The 19035-nt window shown below is 42.1% G+C and carries 19 protein-coding genes and 1 pseudogene; 11 read left to right on the plus strand and 9 right to left on the minus strand.

Going from position 1 to position 19035, the window contains the following annotated elements; translation table 11 throughout:
• Positions 1–514: pentapeptide repeat-containing protein (locus tag HWQ37_RS13545; protein ID WP_292748049.1), on the plus strand; the 514-nt coding region annotated here is incomplete at its 5' end.
• Positions 515–768: 254 nt separating this feature from the next.
• Here the strand turns inward: HWQ37_RS13545 and HWQ37_RS13550 are convergent.
• The 4 genes from HWQ37_RS13550 to HWQ37_RS13565 all read right to left on the minus strand — a co-directional run bounded on the left by HWQ37_RS13550 (position 769) and on the right by HWQ37_RS13565 (position 2894).
• Positions 769–1014, minus strand: a complete 246-nt coding sequence (locus HWQ37_RS13550; protein WP_152589404.1) for a ribbon-helix-helix protein, CopG family — start codon at positions 1012–1014, stop codon at positions 769–771.
• A gap of 176 nt (positions 1015–1190) precedes the next feature.
• Positions 1191–1556: a hypothetical protein gene (locus tag HWQ37_RS13555; RefSeq protein ID WP_292748054.1), complete on the minus strand. Its 366-nt coding sequence runs from the start codon at positions 1554–1556 to the stop codon at positions 1191–1193.
• A gap of 351 nt (positions 1557–1907) precedes the next feature.
• Positions 1908–2573: a (2Fe-2S) ferredoxin domain-containing protein gene (locus HWQ37_RS13560; protein WP_292748056.1), complete on the minus strand. Its 666-nt coding sequence runs from the start codon at positions 2571–2573 to the stop codon at positions 1908–1910.
• A 75-nt stretch (positions 2574–2648) separates the two neighbouring features.
• Complete coding sequence (locus tag HWQ37_RS13565; RefSeq protein ID WP_292748058.1) at positions 2649–2894, minus strand: Asr1405/Asl0597 family protein; 246 nt, start codon at positions 2892–2894, stop codon at positions 2649–2651.
• A gap of 685 nt (positions 2895–3579) precedes the next feature.
• On the opposite strand from HWQ37_RS13565, the gene dpsA reads away from it, so the two are divergent.
• Positions 3580–4134: a DNA starvation/stress protection protein DpsA gene (gene dpsA, locus HWQ37_RS13570; RefSeq protein ID WP_292748060.1), complete on the plus strand. Its 555-nt coding sequence runs from the start codon at positions 3580–3582 to the stop codon at positions 4132–4134.
• Positions 4135–4469: 335 nt separating this feature from the next.
• Here the strand turns inward: dpsA and HWQ37_RS13575 are convergent, their stop codons facing one another.
• A complete protein-coding gene (locus tag HWQ37_RS13575; protein WP_292748062.1) occupies positions 4470–4658 on the minus strand; it encodes a hypothetical protein in 189 nt (62 codons plus the stop codon).
• A 60-nt stretch (positions 4659–4718) separates the two neighbouring features.
• Between HWQ37_RS13575 and carB the strand changes: the two genes are divergently transcribed.
• The 6 genes from carB to nblB all read left to right on the plus strand — a co-directional run bounded on the left by carB (position 4719) and on the right by nblB (position 12667).
• Positions 4719–7979, plus strand: a complete 3261-nt coding sequence (carB, locus tag HWQ37_RS13580; RefSeq protein ID WP_292748064.1) for a carbamoyl-phosphate synthase large subunit — start codon at positions 4719–4721, stop codon at positions 7977–7979.
• A gap of 689 nt (positions 7980–8668) precedes the next feature.
• The gene (locus tag HWQ37_RS13585) at positions 8669–9625 is read left to right on the plus strand and encodes an RNA polymerase sigma factor, RpoD/SigA family (RefSeq protein ID WP_292748066.1); all 957 of its coding nucleotides are present in this window, start codon (positions 8669–8671) and stop codon (positions 9623–9625) included.
• Positions 9626–9862: 237 nt separating this feature from the next.
• Positions 9863–10207 (plus strand): DUF760 domain-containing protein, encoded by a 345-nt coding sequence (locus tag HWQ37_RS13590; protein ID WP_292748068.1) that lies wholly within the window; start codon positions 9863–9865, stop codon positions 10205–10207.
• A 574-nt stretch (positions 10208–10781) separates the two neighbouring features.
• Positions 10782–11213: an 8-oxo-dGTP diphosphatase MutT gene (gene mutT / locus HWQ37_RS13595; RefSeq protein WP_292748070.1), complete on the plus strand. Its 432-nt coding sequence runs from the start codon at positions 10782–10784 to the stop codon at positions 11211–11213.
• 217 nt (positions 11214–11430) lie between these two features.
• On the plus strand, positions 11431–11895 hold the full coding sequence (locus HWQ37_RS13600; RefSeq protein ID WP_292748071.1) for a CBS domain-containing protein: 465 nt from the start codon (positions 11431–11433) through the stop codon (positions 11893–11895).
• Between the two features lie 106 nt (positions 11896–12001).
• The gene (nblB, locus tag HWQ37_RS13605) at positions 12002–12667 is read left to right on the plus strand and encodes a phycobilisome degradation protein NblB (protein WP_292748073.1); all 666 of its coding nucleotides are present in this window, start codon (positions 12002–12004) and stop codon (positions 12665–12667) included.
• Positions 12668–12829: 162 nt separating this feature from the next.
• Here the strand turns inward: nblB and HWQ37_RS13610 are convergent, their stop codons facing one another.
• Both HWQ37_RS13610 and HWQ37_RS13615 read right to left on the minus strand, forming a co-directional pair.
• Entirely contained in the window at positions 12830–13510 is a 681-nt protein-coding gene (locus tag HWQ37_RS13610) for a PEP-CTERM sorting domain-containing protein (RefSeq protein WP_292748075.1), read from the minus strand.
• Between the two features lie 463 nt (positions 13511–13973).
• Positions 13974–14492, minus strand: a complete 519-nt coding sequence (locus HWQ37_RS13615; RefSeq protein ID WP_292748077.1) for a DUF456 domain-containing protein — start codon at positions 14490–14492, stop codon at positions 13974–13976.
• Positions 14493–14586: 94 nt separating this feature from the next.
• On the opposite strand from HWQ37_RS13615, the gene HWQ37_RS13620 reads away from it, so the two are divergent.
• On the plus strand, positions 14587–15501 hold the full coding sequence (locus HWQ37_RS13620; RefSeq protein ID WP_292748079.1) for a M48 family metallopeptidase: 915 nt from the start codon (positions 14587–14589) through the stop codon (positions 15499–15501).
• A 152-nt stretch (positions 15502–15653) separates the two neighbouring features.
• Here HWQ37_RS13620 and HWQ37_RS13625 read toward each other — a convergent pair whose 3' ends face one another.
• Both HWQ37_RS13625 and rpaB read right to left on the minus strand, forming a co-directional pair.
• Positions 15654–16295 carry a cofactor assembly of complex C subunit B gene (locus tag HWQ37_RS13625; protein WP_292748081.1) on the minus strand — a complete coding sequence of 214 codons (642 nt, stop codon included), beginning with the start codon at positions 16293–16295 and terminating at the stop codon, positions 15654–15656.
• Between the two features lie 69 nt (positions 16296–16364).
• The gene (gene rpaB, locus HWQ37_RS13630; protein ID WP_012412029.1) at positions 16365–17093 is read right to left on the minus strand and encodes a response regulator transcription factor RpaB; all 729 of its coding nucleotides are present in this window, start codon (positions 17091–17093) and stop codon (positions 16365–16367) included.
• A 170-nt stretch (positions 17094–17263) separates the two neighbouring features.
• Between rpaB and radA the strand changes: the two genes are divergently transcribed.
• On the plus strand, positions 17264–18790 hold the full coding sequence (radA, locus tag HWQ37_RS13635; protein ID WP_292748083.1) for a DNA repair protein RadA: 1527 nt from the start codon (positions 17264–17266) through the stop codon (positions 18788–18790).
• 121 nt (positions 18791–18911) lie between these two features.
• Positions 18912–19035: pseudogene (locus tag HWQ37_RS13640) on the plus strand (Uma2 family endonuclease); the annotation flags it as partial.

The raw sequence follows: 19035 nt of genomic DNA on the forward strand, positions 1-19035 counted from the left end.
GTTGTTGGCTGTCTTAAATGCTTGCGCTAGAGTGACAAAGACAGTTTCAAAGATTGAATGGCATACTCCTGAAGCTGTCGGTACATGGATTTCAAAAATTCAAGGACAAAGAAAAGACAGTAATAATGTACTTGCATTGGAGTGTCTTAGCTTGTTGAATTTATCAAAATGTATTCTGCATAACAGAGACTTTCATAATGCCAATCTTGAAGGAGCGAATTTGTCTAATACACTTCTTGCTTATACTCATTTCGTTGGAGCCAACTTGAAAGGTGTAAATATTCAAGCAGCATGGCTTGTAGTAGCGAATCTTGAAGGCGCAAATCTTGTAGGCGCAAATCTTGAAGACGCAAATCTTGAAGGCGCAAATCTTGAAGGCGCAAATCTTGAAGGCGCAAATCTTGTAGGGGCGAATCTTAAAGGGGCGAATCTTGAATGGCCAAGACTTAAACGGACAAATTTTGAGAGTGAAAATGTAGCATACTTGAATGAGGGTTCAGATTCTAATGACTGACTTACAAACATTAAGAATTTTTAGAGTTGATAATATTCTTAATACATCATTCTAGATACTTTCGATGCGTTACGCTGCTGCTAACGCACCCTACCAAATCAGCGCTCAACTCAATTGCATAAAAATATTAAGCGATTTTATCTTTTCATCACAATGTACAGGCGATCGCTCAACTCAATTGCATACAAATATTAAGCGATCGCTTTTACAACTGTGCCCAACTCATGACAAAGTGTATTGCGATCGCTTTGTTGTTAAGCTGTGGGTAAGCGATCGTAAGATTCCGGTTCAATATCTGGTACTTTCGCTAAAACTGCGTCGTATTTTTCTCGACTGCCTCGCTTTGCTAACTCCCCTAGATAAATTTCAGTTGTGAGTGCAGCGATTTTCTCCGCAACTGCTGTCGCCACAAACTGGTCGATAGAAATGCCGTCTTGTTTAGCGAGTTCCTGCAAACTTTTGTACAAAGAGTCAGGAAGCTGGACGCTGAGGTTGCTCATGACAATGCTCTAATACCAATTTGAAAATGATTGCGAGGGATTTTACCTTTGGAATGATAAGCTGCCTTGCGATCGCTAGTCAAATCTCTTGATACCCTGAAAGATGAGATGTTGTAGACGTAACCCGCTACAAATCTGTATCCCCACGATATCAACCAGATAAAAACGGGATTTGTCTAAATCCACTCAAATCCCTGTGTGGCTAAAAATTCTTTAGCTGGTTCCAAAATATCTTTACTTAAAACCAGCTTGACTTTTGGAGAACTAAGATACAAACGAAAACGCTCAATAAAAAGTTGGTTAGCAGGTTCAATCTTCCTAATGGCACTCCAAGGAATCAACAACGGCGTAAGTCCCAAGCTAAACAACGGGAAAATACTCAGATAAATCCCTTGAGGATTTGTACCAACATTTAAAGTTCCTTTGTAATACACCAAACCCACAGAACCGCTTCTCATTCGGGAGAAGTTTTGTGGCGGCGCTTCTTGGGTGCGGTAGAGTTTAGCGAGGCGATTCCAGTCATGACGGAATAAAAAAATCATGACTATCGTGCTAAGTGGGAAAAAAACAATGTATATCCACTGGGGAATATGTGACATTTGTTTTTAACTCATTGATGATTGACGCTTTCACTGTAAGCGATCTCCAACAATAAGCCTCAGTGTGTCTACTTACTCACCAATCAACCATGTTCCCTTAAATCTTTCCAAATTAACGGAGCATTTCGGTTAAAAATTGCTCAATATAAACCCAAATCAATCAAAAAACTGGCCTTAATGAAAGCCAGTTTTTTGATTTTATTGCTAACTTCTAGCAAAACTTACGACCGAGTATTAACGGAACACACTTGAGAAGATATTATTAAACTTTCTCATTAAAATGTCAACATTTCACTACTTATTCCCGTAAAATTTTCCATTAGATATCGCCGCTTCCCTTAAATTTTCTGGCTGGGCTGACGAATTTTGATCGCCAAAATGCTGATTCATCAACGCCGGAACTTGTGTAGCTTGAATTCGGCTATGGCGTGTTTTATCTGGCATAACTAAGTTCGGCCCAGCTTTACAGTTCTTCATACAACCAGTGCCTTTGATTGTAACTTTATCTTCTAAACCGCGATCGCTTAAAGCCGCCTCCAACGCCTGACAAACTCCTTTACCACCGCGTTTCATACAATCAGACTTTTGACACACCAAAATCGTGGCCTTAGTCTTAGCTGGTTTGACGCTGACATTATCAATAGATGCGGTTTCTTGTGGTGTAGCCATAGTTTGAACTGGTGCTATTTCAGAACGCGCCGCCATCACACGTTCCGCTTTGAGTGTAACTTTGTCTTTTTTTATATCGTATTCTTTATAACCAACAACTTGGAGCCAAGTACCTGGTGGTAGCCGCAAGTCAAAAGCAGCCCGTAAATGTTTAGCAAGTTTAACGTAGCATTCACCCTCATGAGTACCCAGCAATAAACCTTTCAGCTTATAGCCATCTTTCATAACAAAATCTATAAATCTACCCTCAAGGCAAAATTCTGATACTTCCATATTGTGAGATGCACCCATTTTTTAAGCTCCTTTTAATCAATACAAGTTATCAAGCGAGATATTCTCAGCAGCACCTAAAGATTAGAACTGTTGCTAGCGACTTTTCCAGCAACACTCAAGAGTCAAAATCTGATCTTGACGAGAGGCTGTAAATCGCCGTACTACACTCCAAAGTTGAACAGCCGCAGTCGGATTGCTAATTTCAACTTTTAATGGCTGGTTAGCCGCACAACTACAGGGAATGTTTAACTCCTCTAGACGTTGATAGACCTGCCATCGGTCTGCCCAATTCACCTCTACAAGGTGGTTTATCTCTATTTCTGAACTATACGATTTCAAGAGAATTGCCCTCAAAGTGCAACAAACTTGCAGTAACTACCGCCATTTAACTCCCTGCTTTTTGAAAGTCTTAGTAGTTTAGCCTCTTAAAATATCATAGCTTAAGTGCAAATAATTCTCATTAATTTTGGAAAAAAAATTGAAGAAGAATTCAGAAGTCAGAATGGGCTAAACCTTGGCTATCCGCTAACAGGAGTCAGAATCAAGACGCTGGAGTACTCGCTAACGCTGCGCTATCCGCTTTTTCGGTCAGAATTCATGCTGACTCCTGACTCCTGACTCCTGAATTCTGTTCGATAAAATTCTTGCAATCATCCCATCTGAGACATGAGGGGGATGAGGGAGACAAGGGAGACAAGGGGAGAAGGAGATAAACAAAACTCCTAACTCTTAACTCTTAACTCTCAACTCCTAACTCAGCACTCACCACTCAGCACTCACCACTCTTCATTCCCCCTGATTCCCTTTGGGATATATTCACACTTTAGCTTTTATGTCAATAGTAATTATAAATATACACAACTTAATGAACGTGCCATAATTCAGCAAACGATAAACTTAAGACTTTTAGTACACCAAAATACAAAATATGATAATGGCAAATTGGCTTGCTATTATTGTGAAAATGTTAATATGTAAAGAATAAGCAGTTAAAATCTATAATTGCTAAATAGCAAGGAGAACAATGTCTGAAACGCAAACTTTGTTACGGAATTTTGGTCATGTATATGACAATCCCGTGTTGCTGGATCATAGCGTAACTGCTCCAGTTACAGAAGGATTTAACGTTGTATTAGCTAGTTTCCAGGCACTATACTTGCAGTACCAAAAGCATCATTTTGTAGTTGAAGGCTCAGAATTTTACTCTCTGCATGAATTTTTTAACGAAAGCTACAACCAAGTACAAGACCACGTTCATGAAATTGGCGAACGTTTAGATGGATTGGGCGGTGTGCCAGTAGCTACCTTCAGCAAACTAGCAGAATTAACCTGTTTTCAGCAAGAATCTGAAGGCGTATATTCCTCTCGCCAAATGGTAGAAAACGATCTAGCTGCTGAACAAGCAATCATTGGCGTTATTCGTCGTCAAGCTGCTCAGGCAGAGAGTTTAGGCGATCGTGGCACACGCTATCTGTACGAAAAGATTTTGTTGAAAACTGAGGAACGTGCATATCATTTGTCTCACTTCCTCGCCAAAGACAGCTTAACTTTAGGGTTTGTACAAGCTGCTCAAAGCTAAAACTCTCATAATCTAGATTTGTCTACCTAGACTCAAAGAAAAAGTTGGCAGCACCAACTATTAAAATATTATAAAAAATGGCAGAGAATGGTATTTCTATTTCTCTGCCATTTTTAATCTAAGTAAACATATTTATATAATATTTATTTAACTTACGTTGAAAATATTTAGCAATTAGCTAGTTAAGATAAATTTTTATCTAAGTAATTTATTTGTGTATAAATAAGCAGACGGATATATACACAAATAAACGATCGTTTATTACAAGGTTAATCAAATTAAATAATAAAGATTCGCAAAAAGTTTAGAAATTTAAGCGTCATAATTAAATAAAATTAGAAATATAAAATAATTGTTGGACATTGGGCGTTAGGAGAGACGCGATGAATCGCGTCTGTACAAGAGTTTGGAGTTTTGTTTATCTCCTTGTCTCCCTTGTCTCCCTCATCTCCCTCATCTCCCTCATCTCCCCCAGCCCCCTCTTTGTCATCAAACTTAGAAAACTTAATAATAAAAAGCACCATAGGGGGTAAAGACCCTTAAAATGATCAGGATTTGTATTCTCGTATTCCAAGGCAACGACTATGCCCCGCCGTGACGACCTCCGCAAGATTCTACTATTAGGCTCTGGTCCAATTGTGATTGGACAAGCTTGTGAGTTTGACTACTCTGGCACTCAAGCCTGTAAAGCGCTGCGAGAAGAAGGCTATGAAGTGGTTTTGGTCAACTCCAACCCTGCAACGATCATGACCGACCCGGAAACAGCCGATCGCACTTACATTGAGCCGCTAACTCCAGAGTTGGTCGAAAAAGTCATCGAAAAAGAACGCCCTGATGCTCTCCTACCAACGATGGGAGGACAAACTGCCCTGAACCTCGCCGTTGCTTTAGCTAAAAATGGCGTTTTGGAAAAGTACGGCGTTGAGTTAATCGGCGCTAAACTCCCAGCGATCGAAAAAGCCGAAGATCGAAAACTTTTCGGTCAAGCAATGGCAAAGATTGGGGTAGCTGTGTGTCCTAGCGACACAGCCGAAACTTTGGAAGAAGCCAAAGCTGTTGCCCGCAAAATTGGTACTTATCCCCTAATTATTCGTCCAGCTTTCACAATGGGTGGAAGTGGCGGCGGTATTGCCTACAACCAAGAAGAATTTGAAGAAATGGCACAGGTAGGTATAGATGCTAGCCCTGTTTCGCAAATTCTCATTGACCAGTCTTTACTCGGCTGGAAAGAATACGAGCTTGAAGTGATGCGTGATTTGGCAGATAACGTGGTGATTATCTGCTCCATCGAAAACCTTGACCCGATGGGCATTCACACCGGAGACTCCATTACCGTCGCTCCCGCGCAAACCCTCACTGATAAAGAATATCAAAGGCTGCGGGATATGGCAATTAAGATCATCCGCGAGATCGGTGTGGAAACTGGCGGTTCTAATATTCAATTTGCCGTCAATCCGCTTAATGGCGATGTGGTTGTAATTGAGATGAACCCCCGCGTTTCCCGCAGTTCGGCTTTATCTTCCAAAGCTACGGGTTTTCCCATCGCCAAAATTGCCGCAAAATTGGCTGTGGGCTATACCTTAGATGAAATTCAAAATGACATCACCAAGAAAACTCCCGCATCCTTTGAGCCGACAATTGACTATGTGGTGACAAAAATTCCTCGCTTCGCCTTTGAAAAATTCCCCGGTTCTGATCCAGTGCTGACAACCCAAATGAAGTCTGTGGGGGAAGCAATGGCAATTGGGCGGACGTTTAACGAATCCTTCCAAAAGGCGTTGCGATCGCTCGAAACCGGACGCGCTGGCTGGGGTTGCGATCGAGCCGAAAAATTGCCCAGTGGCGAACAAATTCGCGCCCAACTGCGGACACCTAACCCCGATCGCATTTTCTCGGTGCGCCATGCCTTACAACTAGGAATTAGTGCTGAGGAAATCTACGAATTAACTGGTATTGACCCTTGGTTTCTAGATAAATTTCAGCAACTGCTAGATGTCGAGAAATTCCTGAAGCGGACACCCTTGCAGCAATTGACAAAAGAGCAACTTTATGAAGTGAAACGGGACGGATATAGCGATCGCCAGATTGCCTATGCCACCAAAACCACCGAAGATGAAGTTCGCGCCTACCGCAAATCATTAGAAATCATCCCAGTTTACAAAACCGTAGATACCTGCGCGGCTGAATTTGAAGCATTTACCCCTTACTACTATTCTACCTACGAAGAAGAAACAGAGGTAATGCCCGCAACCAAGCCAAAAGTGTTGATTTTGGGTGGTGGCCCCAACCGCATTGGACAGGGAATTGAGTTTGATTATTGTTGTTGTCACGCCGCTTATGCCTTGAAGGATGCGGGATATGAGACAATTATGGTCAACTCTAACCCAGAGACAGTTTCCACAGATTACGATACTAGCGATCGCCTTTACTTTGAGCCTTTAACAAAAGAAGATGTTATTAACATCATTGAAACTGAAAATCCAGTCGGTGTAATAATCCAGTTTGGCGGACAAACACCGCTAAAGTTGGCTCTTCCATTACAAGAGTTTCTTAGTAATAACACTTCTGGACTGCTCACTCAAATTTGGGGTACATCACCAGATTCCATCGACATGGCAGAAAACCGGGAACGGTTTGAAAAGATTCTCCAACAGTTGAATATTGCCCAACCGCCCAATGGTATCGCTCGGACTTACGAAGACGCGCTGATTGTTGCCAAACGCATTGGCTATCCGGTGGTAGTGCGTCCCAGCTATGTGTTGGGGGGACGGGCGATGGAAATCGTTTATTCCGATGCTGAGTTGGAACGCTACATGACCTTTGCGGTATTAGTGGAACCAGAACACCCGATTTTAATTGATAAATTTTTGGAAAACGCGATCGAAGTCGATGTCGATGCGATCGCCGATCATACAGGACGGGTAGTGATTGGTGGCATCATGGAACACATCGAGCAAGCGGGTATTCACTCAGGAGATTCCGCTTGTTCCTTACCCTCCATTTCCCTATCACCAGCAGTTCTCAATCAAATTCGCACTTGGACAGTACAGCTAGCACAAGCCCTGTCAGTCGTCGGGTTGATGAATATTCAATTTGCCGTTGTCGGCGCAAGTAGTTATTCTCCCCAAGTTTACATTTTGGAAGCCAACCCCCGCGCCTCCCGCACCGTGCCATTTGTATCTAAAGCAACAGGCGTACAATTGGCAAAACTAGCATCCTTAATTATGTCAGGCAAAACCTTAGAGGAGCTACACTTCACCGAGGAAGTCATACCAACCCACATTGCAGTAAAAGAAGCAGTATTACCCTTTAATAAATTCCCAGGAACTGATACAATATTAGGCCCAGAAATGAGATCCACCGGTGAGGTGATGGGGATTGACAGCGACTTTGGCCGTGCCTTTGCCAAAGCAGAACTGGGTGCTGGGGAGCGTTTACCGCTAACGGGAACTGTATTTGTATCAATGAGCGATCGCGATAAAGCTGCTGCAAGTGGTGTGGTGAAGGAATTTATCGATTTGGGCTTTACAGTGATGGCTACTCTTGGTACACGGCGAGTTCTTCTCGAACAAGGGTTAAATATTGAATTAGTCTTAAAACTCCATGAAGGTCGTCCCCACGTCCTAGATGCGATCAAAAACCAGAAAATCCAACTTATTATCAACACACCTTCAGGAGAAGAAGCCCAGACTGATGCCAGGTTAATCCGCCGCACAGCCTTAGCGTACAAAATCCCGATCATTACCACCATCGCCGGTGCAAAAGCTACCGTCGCCGCCATCCGTTCCTTACAAAATACGACTTTGGACGTGAAAGCTATCCAAGATTACTGTGCGAGGGAGTAGGGAGTCGGGGGGCAAGGGGGCAGGGGGCAGGGAGACAAGGGAGACAAGGGAGACAAGGGAGGCAGAGGGAGAAGGAGATAAACAAAACTCTTAACTCTCAACTCTTAACTCTTAACTCTTAACTCCTAACTCAGCACGGGCTAAACGCCCCGCTAACAGCACTCAGCACTCAGCACTCAGCACTCAGCAAGCACTCAGCACTCCTAACGCCCCATGCCCAGAAAAAATTAAACAATTGTTATAGGAGAATGAATATAGTTCTCATTGAGATACTTTAACAAATATGAGGAAAATTATTTGAACCAGATAATTTCTTAGATTGACTTTTGGTCAGCCTTAAGATAGAGGGCTAAGTTGCGTGAACTGGAAAAACCAGGAAATTTCACGTCTCCATCTAGCCAAAATCTTCTCATAAATGTTACAATTGTTAATAAGATTTCCATCAAAAATGTTTAAAAAGCGACCTTTTATCTAACTGTAGATACTTGTGAAAAGTAGGAAATAACTGTACTTTTAGCAGTTATGAAGCCTAAATTTGATTGTTATGAGCAGCCGAGTTTCTCAGGCGCGTAAGTTGCAAACCATAGCATGGGTTCCCAGTCTGACTGGGTAGCACCCTAATAAATAAAGAAAGCATCTATCCTTTAATGACCCTACCGCCAAACCCATCATTACCAAAGAGTAGCGCCATGAAGACCGCTCAGACAGCCACAGACCTCGTGCGGACTTACCTGCGTGAGATTGGCCGTGTGCCACTCTTAACCCACGAGGAAGAGATTTTTTATGGTAAACAGGTGCAGCGTTCCTGCGCTTTACATGAATCAAGGGAATCTCTTGCCGCCCAGTTAGGTCGCCAACCGACTTTAGAAGAGTGGGCTAAAGCGACAAAGCTAGAACCAGCAGATTTGAACGAAGCGATCGCAGATGGTGAAATTGCCAAACGCAAGATGGTAGAAGCCAATTTGCGGCTGGTAGTGTCCGTTGCCAAAAAGTACATAAAGCGCAATGTCGATTTACTGGACTTGATCCAAGAAGGTAGCATTGGTATGCAACGGGGCGTAGAAAAGTTTGACCCCACCAAAGGGTACAGATTTTCTACTTATGCCTATTGGTGGATTCGGCAAGCGATTACTCGTGCTATAGCCGAAAAAGCTCGCACCATTCGGCTGCCGATCCATATTACCGAAAAACTAAATAAGATTAAAAAGGCACAGCGCCAATTGTCTCAAAAGTTGGGACGCGCTCCTACGGCTGGGGAGCTAGCTGAAGAATTAGAATTAACCCCCAAACAAGTACGAGAGTATTTAGAAAAGGCGCGTTTGCCCCTTTCCTTGGATTTGCGGCTGGGTGATAACTACGACACCGAACTCGGAGAAATGCTGGAAGATCCCGGCGCATCTCCCGAAGAGTTTGTTATGCAATCTTCCCTATCTTATGACTTAGATCGACTGATGGGCGATCTAACACCACAACAGAGGGAAGTAATCACACTGCGCTTTGGCTTAACTGATGGGCAAGCTCTGACTCTGGCTAGAATTGGTGAAATACTGAACATCAGCCGAGAACGAGTCCGACAAATTGAGCGGGAAGCCTTAAGCAAACTTCGCAAGTGTAAAGCCAACATGGATGAATATTTGGCAAGTTAGTCATTTGTCATTAGTCATTTGTCATTAGTTATTAACAAAGGACTAATGACCAATGACTACTGACCAATTGGTGAGAAAATACGCTGACTTTGGTACGGTTACACCTACTCCCACTCTTACGCTAGGCTGTTACATTAGTTGACAGGAAGACAAAATAATTAAGTCAAATCCAAAACAGACATTTAATATTCAAATCACAAGCACCGCAGCTAATAGTGGCAGTTAAGGAGCTAAAAAATGAGTAACCCATCCAATCGTGTCTCAGAATTTTTTAATAGCGAATCAGAAACTAACGATTTACTCTGGCAGTACGTTAAATCCTTGAGTCCAGAAACAGTTACCCAGCTATCCAAACCCACGTCTGCCGAAGTCTTTCAGGTGATGGAACGGAATATTACAGGGCTATTAGGTAATCTACCTTCAGAACATTTTGGTGTTACTGTAACTACAAATCGGGAAAATTTGGGTCGGCTTCTTGCCTCTGCAATGATTAGTGGTTATTTCTTGCGTAACGCTGAACAGAGAATGAATTTTGAAATGACTCTACAAGGATCTGAAACCAACAACAGCGAAGTTGACTAGAAGTGTAAAATTCGGGAAATTCAATATTGTTGGGCTGATAACTAGTCATAGTTATGGCGGTATGAATTGAAAATAAGTTCTTTGTGAAATTTTTGCCGCTAATTCCAATTTATGCATGAGCTAAGTTTTTTTTAATATCCAAAATAGTGACGAATTAAGGTTGAAATTTAAACGCAGAGGAACGCGGAGGTTGGCGCAAAGTAGCGCGAAGTTTTTGGATTTGCTTATCTAGAGGTGTATTGCTTAATGTTTAATACACATTTGTGGATAAAGTAATAAATCAAAACTCGGCAGAATTAAAACCAATCTGCCGAGTTTTGTTATTAGAAGTTAGTTCCCTCGCTATCTTGTATTAACCGCTCTAAACCAAGTTCTTAATTTTGGATAAGGGACTTCCAACAAATAAATTATCCAATTTTGTGGGGTGGGCATCTTGCCCGCCTTGGGGTGTGGGCGGGCAAGATGCCCACCCCACAAAGAATAGTTGAGTATTTTTTATTTGGAAGTCCCTAAAGTCGAGCTAAGTACATGGATGTACGATTAGCAAAAGTAGTTCATCATCTCCCAATTAACCATGAGTGCAGCCAGTTCTTTCCCACCCCATAAAATCATTGGTGTTGCAGTAATTTGGAATGACCAAAAGCAAATTTTAATTGACCGCCGCCGTCTAGAAGGAGCGATGGGTGGTTTGTGGGAATTTCCTGGTGGTAAAATTGAGCCTGGTGAAACCATCCAAGAATGTATTAAAAGGGAAATTTCTGAAGAACTAGGAATAGTAATTGAAGTGGGAGAACATCTGATTACTATTGACCACAGTTATACAAACTTGCGGGTTACTCTCACAGTACATCACTGTCGCCATCTTACAGGTGTACCCCAACCTTTGGAATCCGATGAAATTCGCTGGGTAACTTTGGCAGAACTGGAGCAGTTTACTTTTCCTAAAGCAAATACTCAAATTATTGCTGCATTAAAAGGTACTAGTAGCGTGTCAAGGCTAAAATAGTGCATTAGACGTAGGTTGGGTGGAGCGGAGCGCAACCCAACAGATATGAGGATGTTGGGTTACGCAAAGCCTCCACCCAACCTACAATTTTTTTGCTAACGGCCAATGACAAATGACTAATGACAAATCCCGTAACAATCTATTAATTGCATCAGGTTGAGTACCGCAATTTTCTACAATAGGCGCAGGGACTTTGATTTAATGTGTCAGCAAATAAATGCCTAAAACCGTTACCGATGTGATGAGCCGCGATCCTATTGTTGTCCGGGAGGAAACTCCACTCAAGGAAGCTATCCAAATTCTCGCAGAACGCCATATCAGCGGATTACCTGTTGTGGATGATCTCGGTAAATTGGTGGGCATTATCTCGGAAACCGATTTGATGTGGCAAGAAACTGGTGTTACTCCACCTGCGTACATTATGTTTCTTGATAGTGTTATCTATTTAAAAAATCCTGCTACTTATGACCGTGATTTGCATAAGGCTCTAGGGCAAACCGTTGGGGAGGTGATGAGTAAAAACCCGATCGCTATTTCCCCTGATAAAACTTTAAGAGAAGCAGCTACAATCATGCACGATCGCAGCGTTCACCGCTTGCCAGTACTTGATAGCACAGGTCAAGTAATTGGTATTCTCACTCGTGGTGATATTATTCGGGCAATGGCTGCTAGTCAAGATTAGCTAGTTGTCATTAGTCATTAGTCATTAGTCAAGAGTTTTATGACACTTGGCTGTTGTCTTGACTTTTGACTCTTTTTTTATACATTTGAAAATCAAGGATAACTAAATGAGTATTACTCCGGAGTCTGTTAAGCAATTGCTCAGTTCTGAGGATTTAGGCGATCGCTTACGTGCTGTAAATCAAATCCGTCAACTGGAACCTGCGATTGGTTTTGAATTAATTCAAAGCGCTATTGGCGATCGCAATTCCCGTGTCCGTTACTCAGCTGTGAGTCAAATGGACACACTCGGAACCCAAAATTTACATTTATCCTTGGATATCTTGCGCGATCGCTTGCTTAATGACTCCGAAGTAGATGTACAAGCAGCAGCAGCAGACTGTTTGGGCGCTCTGAAGTTACGTGAAGCTTTTGAAGATTTACAGCAGCTTTATCATACAACCGGTGAATGGTTAATACAATTCAGTATTATTGCGACATTGGGAGAGTTGGGCGATCCACGAGCCTTTGAACTACTCAAAGAGGCACTTTCATCAGAAAACGAGTTAGTCCAAACTGCTGCTATTAGTTCTTTGGGTGACTTGGGAGATGTACAAGCTGTTCCTCTGTTGGCTCCATACGCTACCAATCCAGATTGGCAAATTCGTTATAGACTTGTGCAAGCCTTGGCTCGTTTGGGTAATGCAGAAGCCAAATCTATATTAGAAACTCTGGCTAATGATGAAGTAGATGCGATCGCAAGCGAAGCCAAAAATTCTTTGCAGTCAGTTTAAGTCTATCTAAGGTTAAGAAAATTCACCATTCATATAGATTTATCTGACAGTATAAAAAAATCGACCTGGTTGGGAAAATTTTGCATTCCAGCCAGATCGAAATAGATCAATTAGAGTTACTTTTAGCAATTAGAAGTAACTTTTTTATATTTGAGGATAAGTCTATTGAGCGAAACTCTTGCGACGGCGAGATATAGCCATTACTGCACCTACTGCACCCAAGCCTAGTAATGCAGCTGGTTCGGGAACGGAAGTAAATGCCGCGCCCGTAAAAGTTCCTGTAATTTTTTTACCGTTGCTGAGGGCTGTGTTAGCATCCGCTAATTTAACAAGAGGATTGAGAGAGAAATTTAAGTGTCCTTTTCCCGCAGTTTTAGTCAACGATCCGATCGTATCGGTAAAATACCCTTTAAAATTAACTACTCCAGTTACGCCATTGTTACTTGATAAGATGGGAGCATCTAAAGACTCCAAAACAAAGACATTTTTGCCGTCATTGCTTGTATTATTGGCGTCGTTAAATTTACCAAGGTCAAAAAAGATATTGTCGTAAGGCAAAGTGGCATTATATATCCCAGCTATATCAAACCCAATAAAAGTTCCTGTCTGTTCTGCTAGATCAAGCTCTACTGGTGATTGAGGCTTAAATGCTAAGGAGTTACTTCCAACCTGGACGGTGGGTTGCGTAGTACCGCGAGGAGCATAAGGATCGTAGTTAAACGAACCAGAGAATCCAGCAGCTTGAGCTGAACCAGCAGAGGTAAACAACCCAGCAGTAGCCAAGGGGATTGCAAAAGTAGCAGCCAAAGTTGCGTTTACTAATTTAGATTTAAAATTAATCATGAGCTTTTGAGAGTCCTAATAATAACCTGGAACAAAGAAATTGATTGCTTGACCTTTACTATCAGTAATCTATTTAAAATACTGTCAGTGAAAGCGAAACTTGCGTGATGTATTTCTTATCTCCATAAAATCACATAGATTTAGAACCTGCAATATTTACTGAGTGGTCTTCATCACATCTTCAATTAATAAATAGTCTTCATAAAATTTTAATTTCTTACATATCTGCGCTTCGTATATCTCTTAATCTCTAGGGTTTAAATTATTGGCAATAGTTCTAACTTTAAAACGAATCATTTACGCAAGCAAAATATAACGTATGTTTTTATACAAAAAATTACCCAACTATATTTTAGATAAATGGAGTATGCAGTGTATCTATTAATCTTTCTGGTGACTAATATTTAGTAAAATGGTTCCCCTCATAGAATAAATGGGAGGAACCTCTGTATTTGTTTACATGCTAAGAGCCAAATACCTGTGGCCAGGTTGTCACAACAAAAACTACAACTGCGGCGATCGCTAACAAGCCTTGAATCAAATTTCCAACCAAAGATCCGACAACAATTCCTATACCGGCTTTAACCGCCAACCCAAATTCACGTCGGTAAAGGTACTCACCAATAATCGCTCCCAAAAGCGGCCCTAGTAAAATACCTAACAGTGGCCCCCCAAAAGGCAACGTGGGCAATAATCCCAAAAATCCTACCACCAAACCAACAATTGCGCCAATTTGCCCCCACTTGCTAGCACCAGCTTGTTTTGCTCCCACATAGCTAGCTAAAAAATCGACTCCGACACTGAGCAGTAAAACTATAATTGTCACAATTAGGGGAATCTTGATAGCTGCAAAGGAACTACTAACAATTCCCCAAATAATAATTGCAATTAAAATTAAGCTGCTACCAGGAATCGCTGGAACTACAGCACCGATAATACCCACAACCATTACGGCAACTAATAGCCAATAAATAATTTGCATAGATTCAGTTATAAATTTTTAATTTTTTGTCAGCACACACAGCTATCATTGTTGTCAAATTGCTTCTAAACTCCTATTTTAAAACTCAAAACCGATGACAAGAAAAATATTAACTGGACTAAGTTCTGAAGCTTATGAACACCCCTTCGATCGCAAAGCCTTGGCTTCTTTGCAAAATATGCCCGGTGCCTCCTTGCTACTCAAAAAAATTAACGAATATGGCATCGATCGCTTACTCAGACTGCAAAGCCTTGGTAGTGAAATCAGAATTTCGCCCCGTAATTTTCCCCAATTACATCAAGCATTTGTAGAAACCTGCCAAATTCTAGATGTTGCTCCACTTCCTGAATTGTATCTATTTCGAGGCACTGGTAACATTCAAACCTACATTATTGGCGTGGAAAAACCCATTGTTGGTATCAATTTAGAAGCAATGGAATGGCTTAACACAGATGAGTTAATTTACGTTTTCGGACACGAAATCGCTCGCATCAAGAGTCAGCACATGATTTATCACCAAATGGCAATTGTTATGCCAACGCTGAAAAATTTGTTGAGCAGTACCACACTGGGAGTTGGTGGCTTGGTAGCTGGTGGAATGGAACTAGGTTTGTATAACTGGCGGATGATGTCTAGGTTCACTGCCGATCGAGCCGCAATGCTTGCTTGTCAGGATATCGAGGTAGCAACTATTACACTGATGAAACTCGCGGGTTTACCAGATGAGTACTTGACTACTGCTGTAATTGAAGATTTCCTCATCCAAGCCCGTGAGTTTGCATCCAATAACTTTGATAGTGTGGATAAAGTCACCAAAATATTAAGCTATACAGAATCTGGGCTTTCTTGGGTAGTTATGCGGGCTGGGGAGTTATTAAAATGGGTTGATTCAGGAGCTTATGATAATTTAATTCAACAGACAAATTTAAAGACATCAGAAGAAGCAGAAAAAAAAGAAGAAAATACACCAGAAGAAAAGGAAGGGTGGAACTTTTTGACTTCTTGGTAAGTTAATAATTCGTAATTCGTAATTAACTATAGATAAGTTGCAAAAAAATTGTAGGTTGGGTGGAGCGGAGCGCAACCCAACTATCAGGATGTTGGGTTACGCAAAGCCTCCACCCAACCTACGTCTAATGCACTCCTTAAGACTTGCTTGTATCAAGTCGAGCTAAGAGTAACGGCTAATTTATCAGCAATTCCGGCAATCCAGTTTTCATCTTGTTTGGTGTAACTGCGAGGAGCATTTGCTCCTAAAATTAACGCACCTTGGTTGCCAATAGGTTGACAAATTACACCTTGAGTATTTTCTGGTAAATAATCAAATTCAAGCCTACCTGGATATATTTTTAGAGCAACGAGATAAACCGGCTTTTGTTTTTCGAGTACCTGTTTTAAGATGACTCCTGGCACAACTTCAGATTTAGTACCCAGAATCCCGCGACGCAACAAAACTTTACCTTGATAATAAACCACAAGCGATCGCGTTACTGTATTAGTCAACAATAAGTGAGATGCCCAGGCTAGCTCTGTTTTCACGGCTTCGGGTAAATCTCCTGCTAGTACAAAACCCTCTTCTCCAATTAGTTCTACAATATCAGGCGATCGCGGCTGAACTTGCTGCCAAATTAAACCCGTCAAAATTAACACCGCACTCAAAATCACGCCTACCACGTCACCACGCGATTGAGACTGGGTTAATTCCGGTGTTAATAAACGGTTAATCAGCAAAAGCACAGCGCCTAACCCACCCACGACAATGGGTAGACGCCGCAAAACTCGATTAGGATCAGGTTTAGTCATTTCATTGGGCATGGGGCAGAAGTTCTTTAATTTTGAATTTTGAATTGATTGCCCCCCTGCCTCATCTCCTCACTCCTCCCCTGGTTCAATAATTCGCTGGAAAAGATAACCAGTACCCCGCGCGGTGAGAATCAATTCTGGGTTGCTAGGATCGTCTTCTAATTTTGCGCGCAAACGTGATATATGCACATCTACTACGCGAGTATCTACATGACGTTCTGGTGTATAACCCCATACTTCCTGCAAAATTTCCGAACGAGAAAAAGCTTCTCCAGAGCGACTGACTAACAACTCTAACAAGCTGAACTCCATACCCGTCAATCGAATTCGCTCATCGCCTTTGTAGACTTGTCGCTTATTCGTATCGATTTTAATATTAGCGACATGGATTACCCCAGAGCTGGGAATTCCAGAAGCACCGTTTTTATCTACTCGCCGCAGCACAGAGCGAATTCGGGCTTCTAGCTCCTTGGGGGAAAATGGTTTAACTACATAGTCATCAGCACCCAATTCTAATCCGGTGATGCGATCGGCGACATCACCCAAGGCTGTTAGCATAATAATGGGGACATCTGATTCTTTTCGTAATTCTTGACATACACCATAGCCGTCTAGCTTTGGCATCATTACATCTAAAACTACCAGGTCAGGTTCAGTTTTGCGAAAAGTTTCCAAAGCTTCTTCCCCGTCGCCAGCCGTCACTACATCGTAGCCAATCATGGAAAGGCGCGTTTCCAAAATCCGGCGAATGCTGGCTTCGTCGTCTACCACCAAGATTTTTTCTTTATGGCTTTCCAAGTTTCTCTAGGCTCCTTAACTAAAAATTTACATGATTAATTTTTAATACCATAATATTAAGATATCATTCCATGAATTGATTTGGAAAAAGCTCTAAATACCACTATTATTAGTTTTTAGTTTTTTTCAAGAATTAAGTAAATATTAAGATTATTTAATAAGATTTAAGAATGGCAAAGCCAAAAACCTTTTTCACTTGTAATGAATGTGGAGCAGAATCGCCCCAGTGGTTTGGTAAGTGTCCAGCTTGCGGCACTTACAACTCCCTAGAAGAACAAATTTCGATTCAATCCTCAGTAGATGTACCCAGCCGGGGAGGAGTTAGTAGTTGGCAATCGGCTCAAGGTAATGGCAAATCTCACAATAAACCAGCGAAAGCGCGAGCCTCTTTAACATTCGATCAAATTACCGATCGCCAAATCGCCCGGTGGGAGTCTGGTTATGGAGAATTGGATCGGGTGCTTGGGGGTGGCATTGTCCCAGGTTCTATGGTGCTGATTGGTGGCGATCCAGGTATCGGTAAATCGACTTTATTATTGCAAGTATCAAATCAATTAGCCCAAAAATATCGCATCCTTTACGTAACTGGTGAAGAATCGGGACAGCAGGTAAAATTACGAGCTTCTCGTTTGGGAGTATCAAAACCCCTAAGTGTGGTTAATGAGGAGAATGTTACAGTAGTAGTAGAGACTACACTTCCTATAGACCCTGACAGTATAGGTGCAGATTTATATGTACTGCCAGAAACAGATTTAGAAGAAATTTTACGGGAAATAGATTCTCTAAAACCAAATGTGGCGGTGATTGATAGTATCCAAACTGTGTTTTTTCCCGCTTTGACTTCTGCGCCTGGTTCGGTGGCTCAAGTACGGGAATGTACAGCAGCATTGATGAAGGTGGCGAAGCACGAAGATGTCACCATGTTGATTGTGGGACACGTCACCAAAGAAGGAGCGATCGCGGGGCCAAAAGTTTTAGAACATTTAGTCGATACGGTGTTGTATTTTGAAGGCGATCGCTTTGCTTCCCATCGGTTATTACGCACAGTGAAAAACCGCTTTGGTGCAACTCACGAAATCGGCATCTTTGAAATGGTAGCCGAGGGATTGCGAGAAGTCTCCAATCCCTCAGAGCTATTTTTAGGCAACCGTGACGATCCAGCGCCAGGTACAGCCATTGTGGTTGCTTGCGAAGGCACCCGCCCCATTGTTGTGGAATTACAAGCTTTAGTCAGTCCCACCAGCTATCCCTCACCTCGGCGGGCTGGAACTGGCGTAGATTATAACCGCCTGGTGCAAATTCTTGCCGTCTTAGAAAAACGGGTAGGAATTCCCATGTCCAAGTTAGATTCTTACGTTGCTTCTGCGGGTGGGTTGAATGTGGAAGAACCGGCGGTAGATTTAGGAATAGCGATCGCAATTGTAGCTAGTTTCCGCGATCGCATCGTCGATCCCGGTACAGTATTAATCGGTGAAGTTGGGTTAGGTGGACAAGTGCGATCGGTTTCTCAAATGGAACTGCGGTTGAAAGAAGCTGCTAAATTGGGATTCAAAAGAGCGATCGTGCCAAAAGGGACAAAATTTCCCGACTTGAATATTGAGATATTACCAGTATCCAAAGTCATAGATGCAATTATCGCCGCCATCCCGCATCAGGAATTGACAGCCGACGATTTAGAACCCGATGAAGATGAGTAACTATTGGGGATTGGGAAGATGAGGGAGCAATCAATTCAAAATTCAAAATTAAAGAACTTCTGCCCAATGCCCCATGCCCAATGCCCCATACCCAACGCCCAATCCTAAAGGAAAACCCATCATGACAACCCTCACCCAAGACTACCAAATCACTTGGGAAAAACTACCCGATGATTACAAACTCCCAGATGATCCAGTGGACAACATTAATCAACCAGCCTTAGCTGCTGCACTCACGGAAAGCC

The organism is Nostoc sp. NMS4, assembly GCF_017115095.1.
GTDB lineage: Bacteria > Cyanobacteriota > Cyanobacteriia > Cyanobacteriales > Nostocaceae > Nostoc.

Coding starts and splice junctions, on each gene's coding strand:
- HWQ37_RS13550 (WP_152589404.1), bottom strand. CDS start 1,014: ATGAGCAACCTCAGCGTCCAGCTTCCTGACTCTTTGTACAAAAGTTTG.
- HWQ37_RS13555 (WP_292748054.1), bottom strand. CDS start 1,556: ATGATTTTTTTATTCCGTCATGACTGGAATCGCCTCGCTAAACTCTAC.
- HWQ37_RS13560 (WP_292748056.1), bottom strand. CDS start 2,573: ATGGGTGCATCTCACAATATGGAAGTATCAGAATTTTGCCTTGAGGGT.
- dpsA (WP_292748060.1), top strand. CDS start 3,580: ATGTCTGAAACGCAAACTTTGTTACGGAATTTTGGTCATGTATATGAC.
- HWQ37_RS13575 (WP_292748062.1), bottom strand. CDS start 4,658: ATGGTGCTTTTTATTATTAAGTTTTCTAAGTTTGATGACAAAGAGGGG.
- carB (WP_292748064.1), top strand. CDS start 4,719: ATGCCCCGCCGTGACGACCTCCGCAAGATTCTACTATTAGGCTCTGGT.
- HWQ37_RS13585 (WP_292748066.1), top strand. CDS start 8,669: ATGAAGACCGCTCAGACAGCCACAGACCTCGTGCGGACTTACCTGCGT.
- HWQ37_RS13590 (WP_292748068.1), top strand. CDS start 9,863: ATGAGTAACCCATCCAATCGTGTCTCAGAATTTTTTAATAGCGAATCA.
- mutT (WP_292748070.1), top strand. CDS start 10,782: ATGAGTGCAGCCAGTTCTTTCCCACCCCATAAAATCATTGGTGTTGCA.
- HWQ37_RS13600 (WP_292748071.1), top strand. CDS start 11,431: ATGCCTAAAACCGTTACCGATGTGATGAGCCGCGATCCTATTGTTGTC.
- nblB (WP_292748073.1), top strand. CDS start 12,002: ATGAGTATTACTCCGGAGTCTGTTAAGCAATTGCTCAGTTCTGAGGAT.
- HWQ37_RS13610 (WP_292748075.1), bottom strand. CDS start 13,510: ATGATTAATTTTAAATCTAAATTAGTAAACGCAACTTTGGCTGCTACT.
- HWQ37_RS13615 (WP_292748077.1), bottom strand. CDS start 14,492: ATGCAAATTATTTATTGGCTATTAGTTGCCGTAATGGTTGTGGGTATT.
- HWQ37_RS13620 (WP_292748079.1), top strand. CDS start 14,587: ATGACAAGAAAAATATTAACTGGACTAAGTTCTGAAGCTTATGAACAC.
- HWQ37_RS13625 (WP_292748081.1), bottom strand. CDS start 16,295: ATGACTAAACCTGATCCTAATCGAGTTTTGCGGCGTCTACCCATTGTC.
- radA (WP_292748083.1), top strand. CDS start 17,264: ATGGCAAAGCCAAAAACCTTTTTCACTTGTAATGAATGTGGAGCAGAA.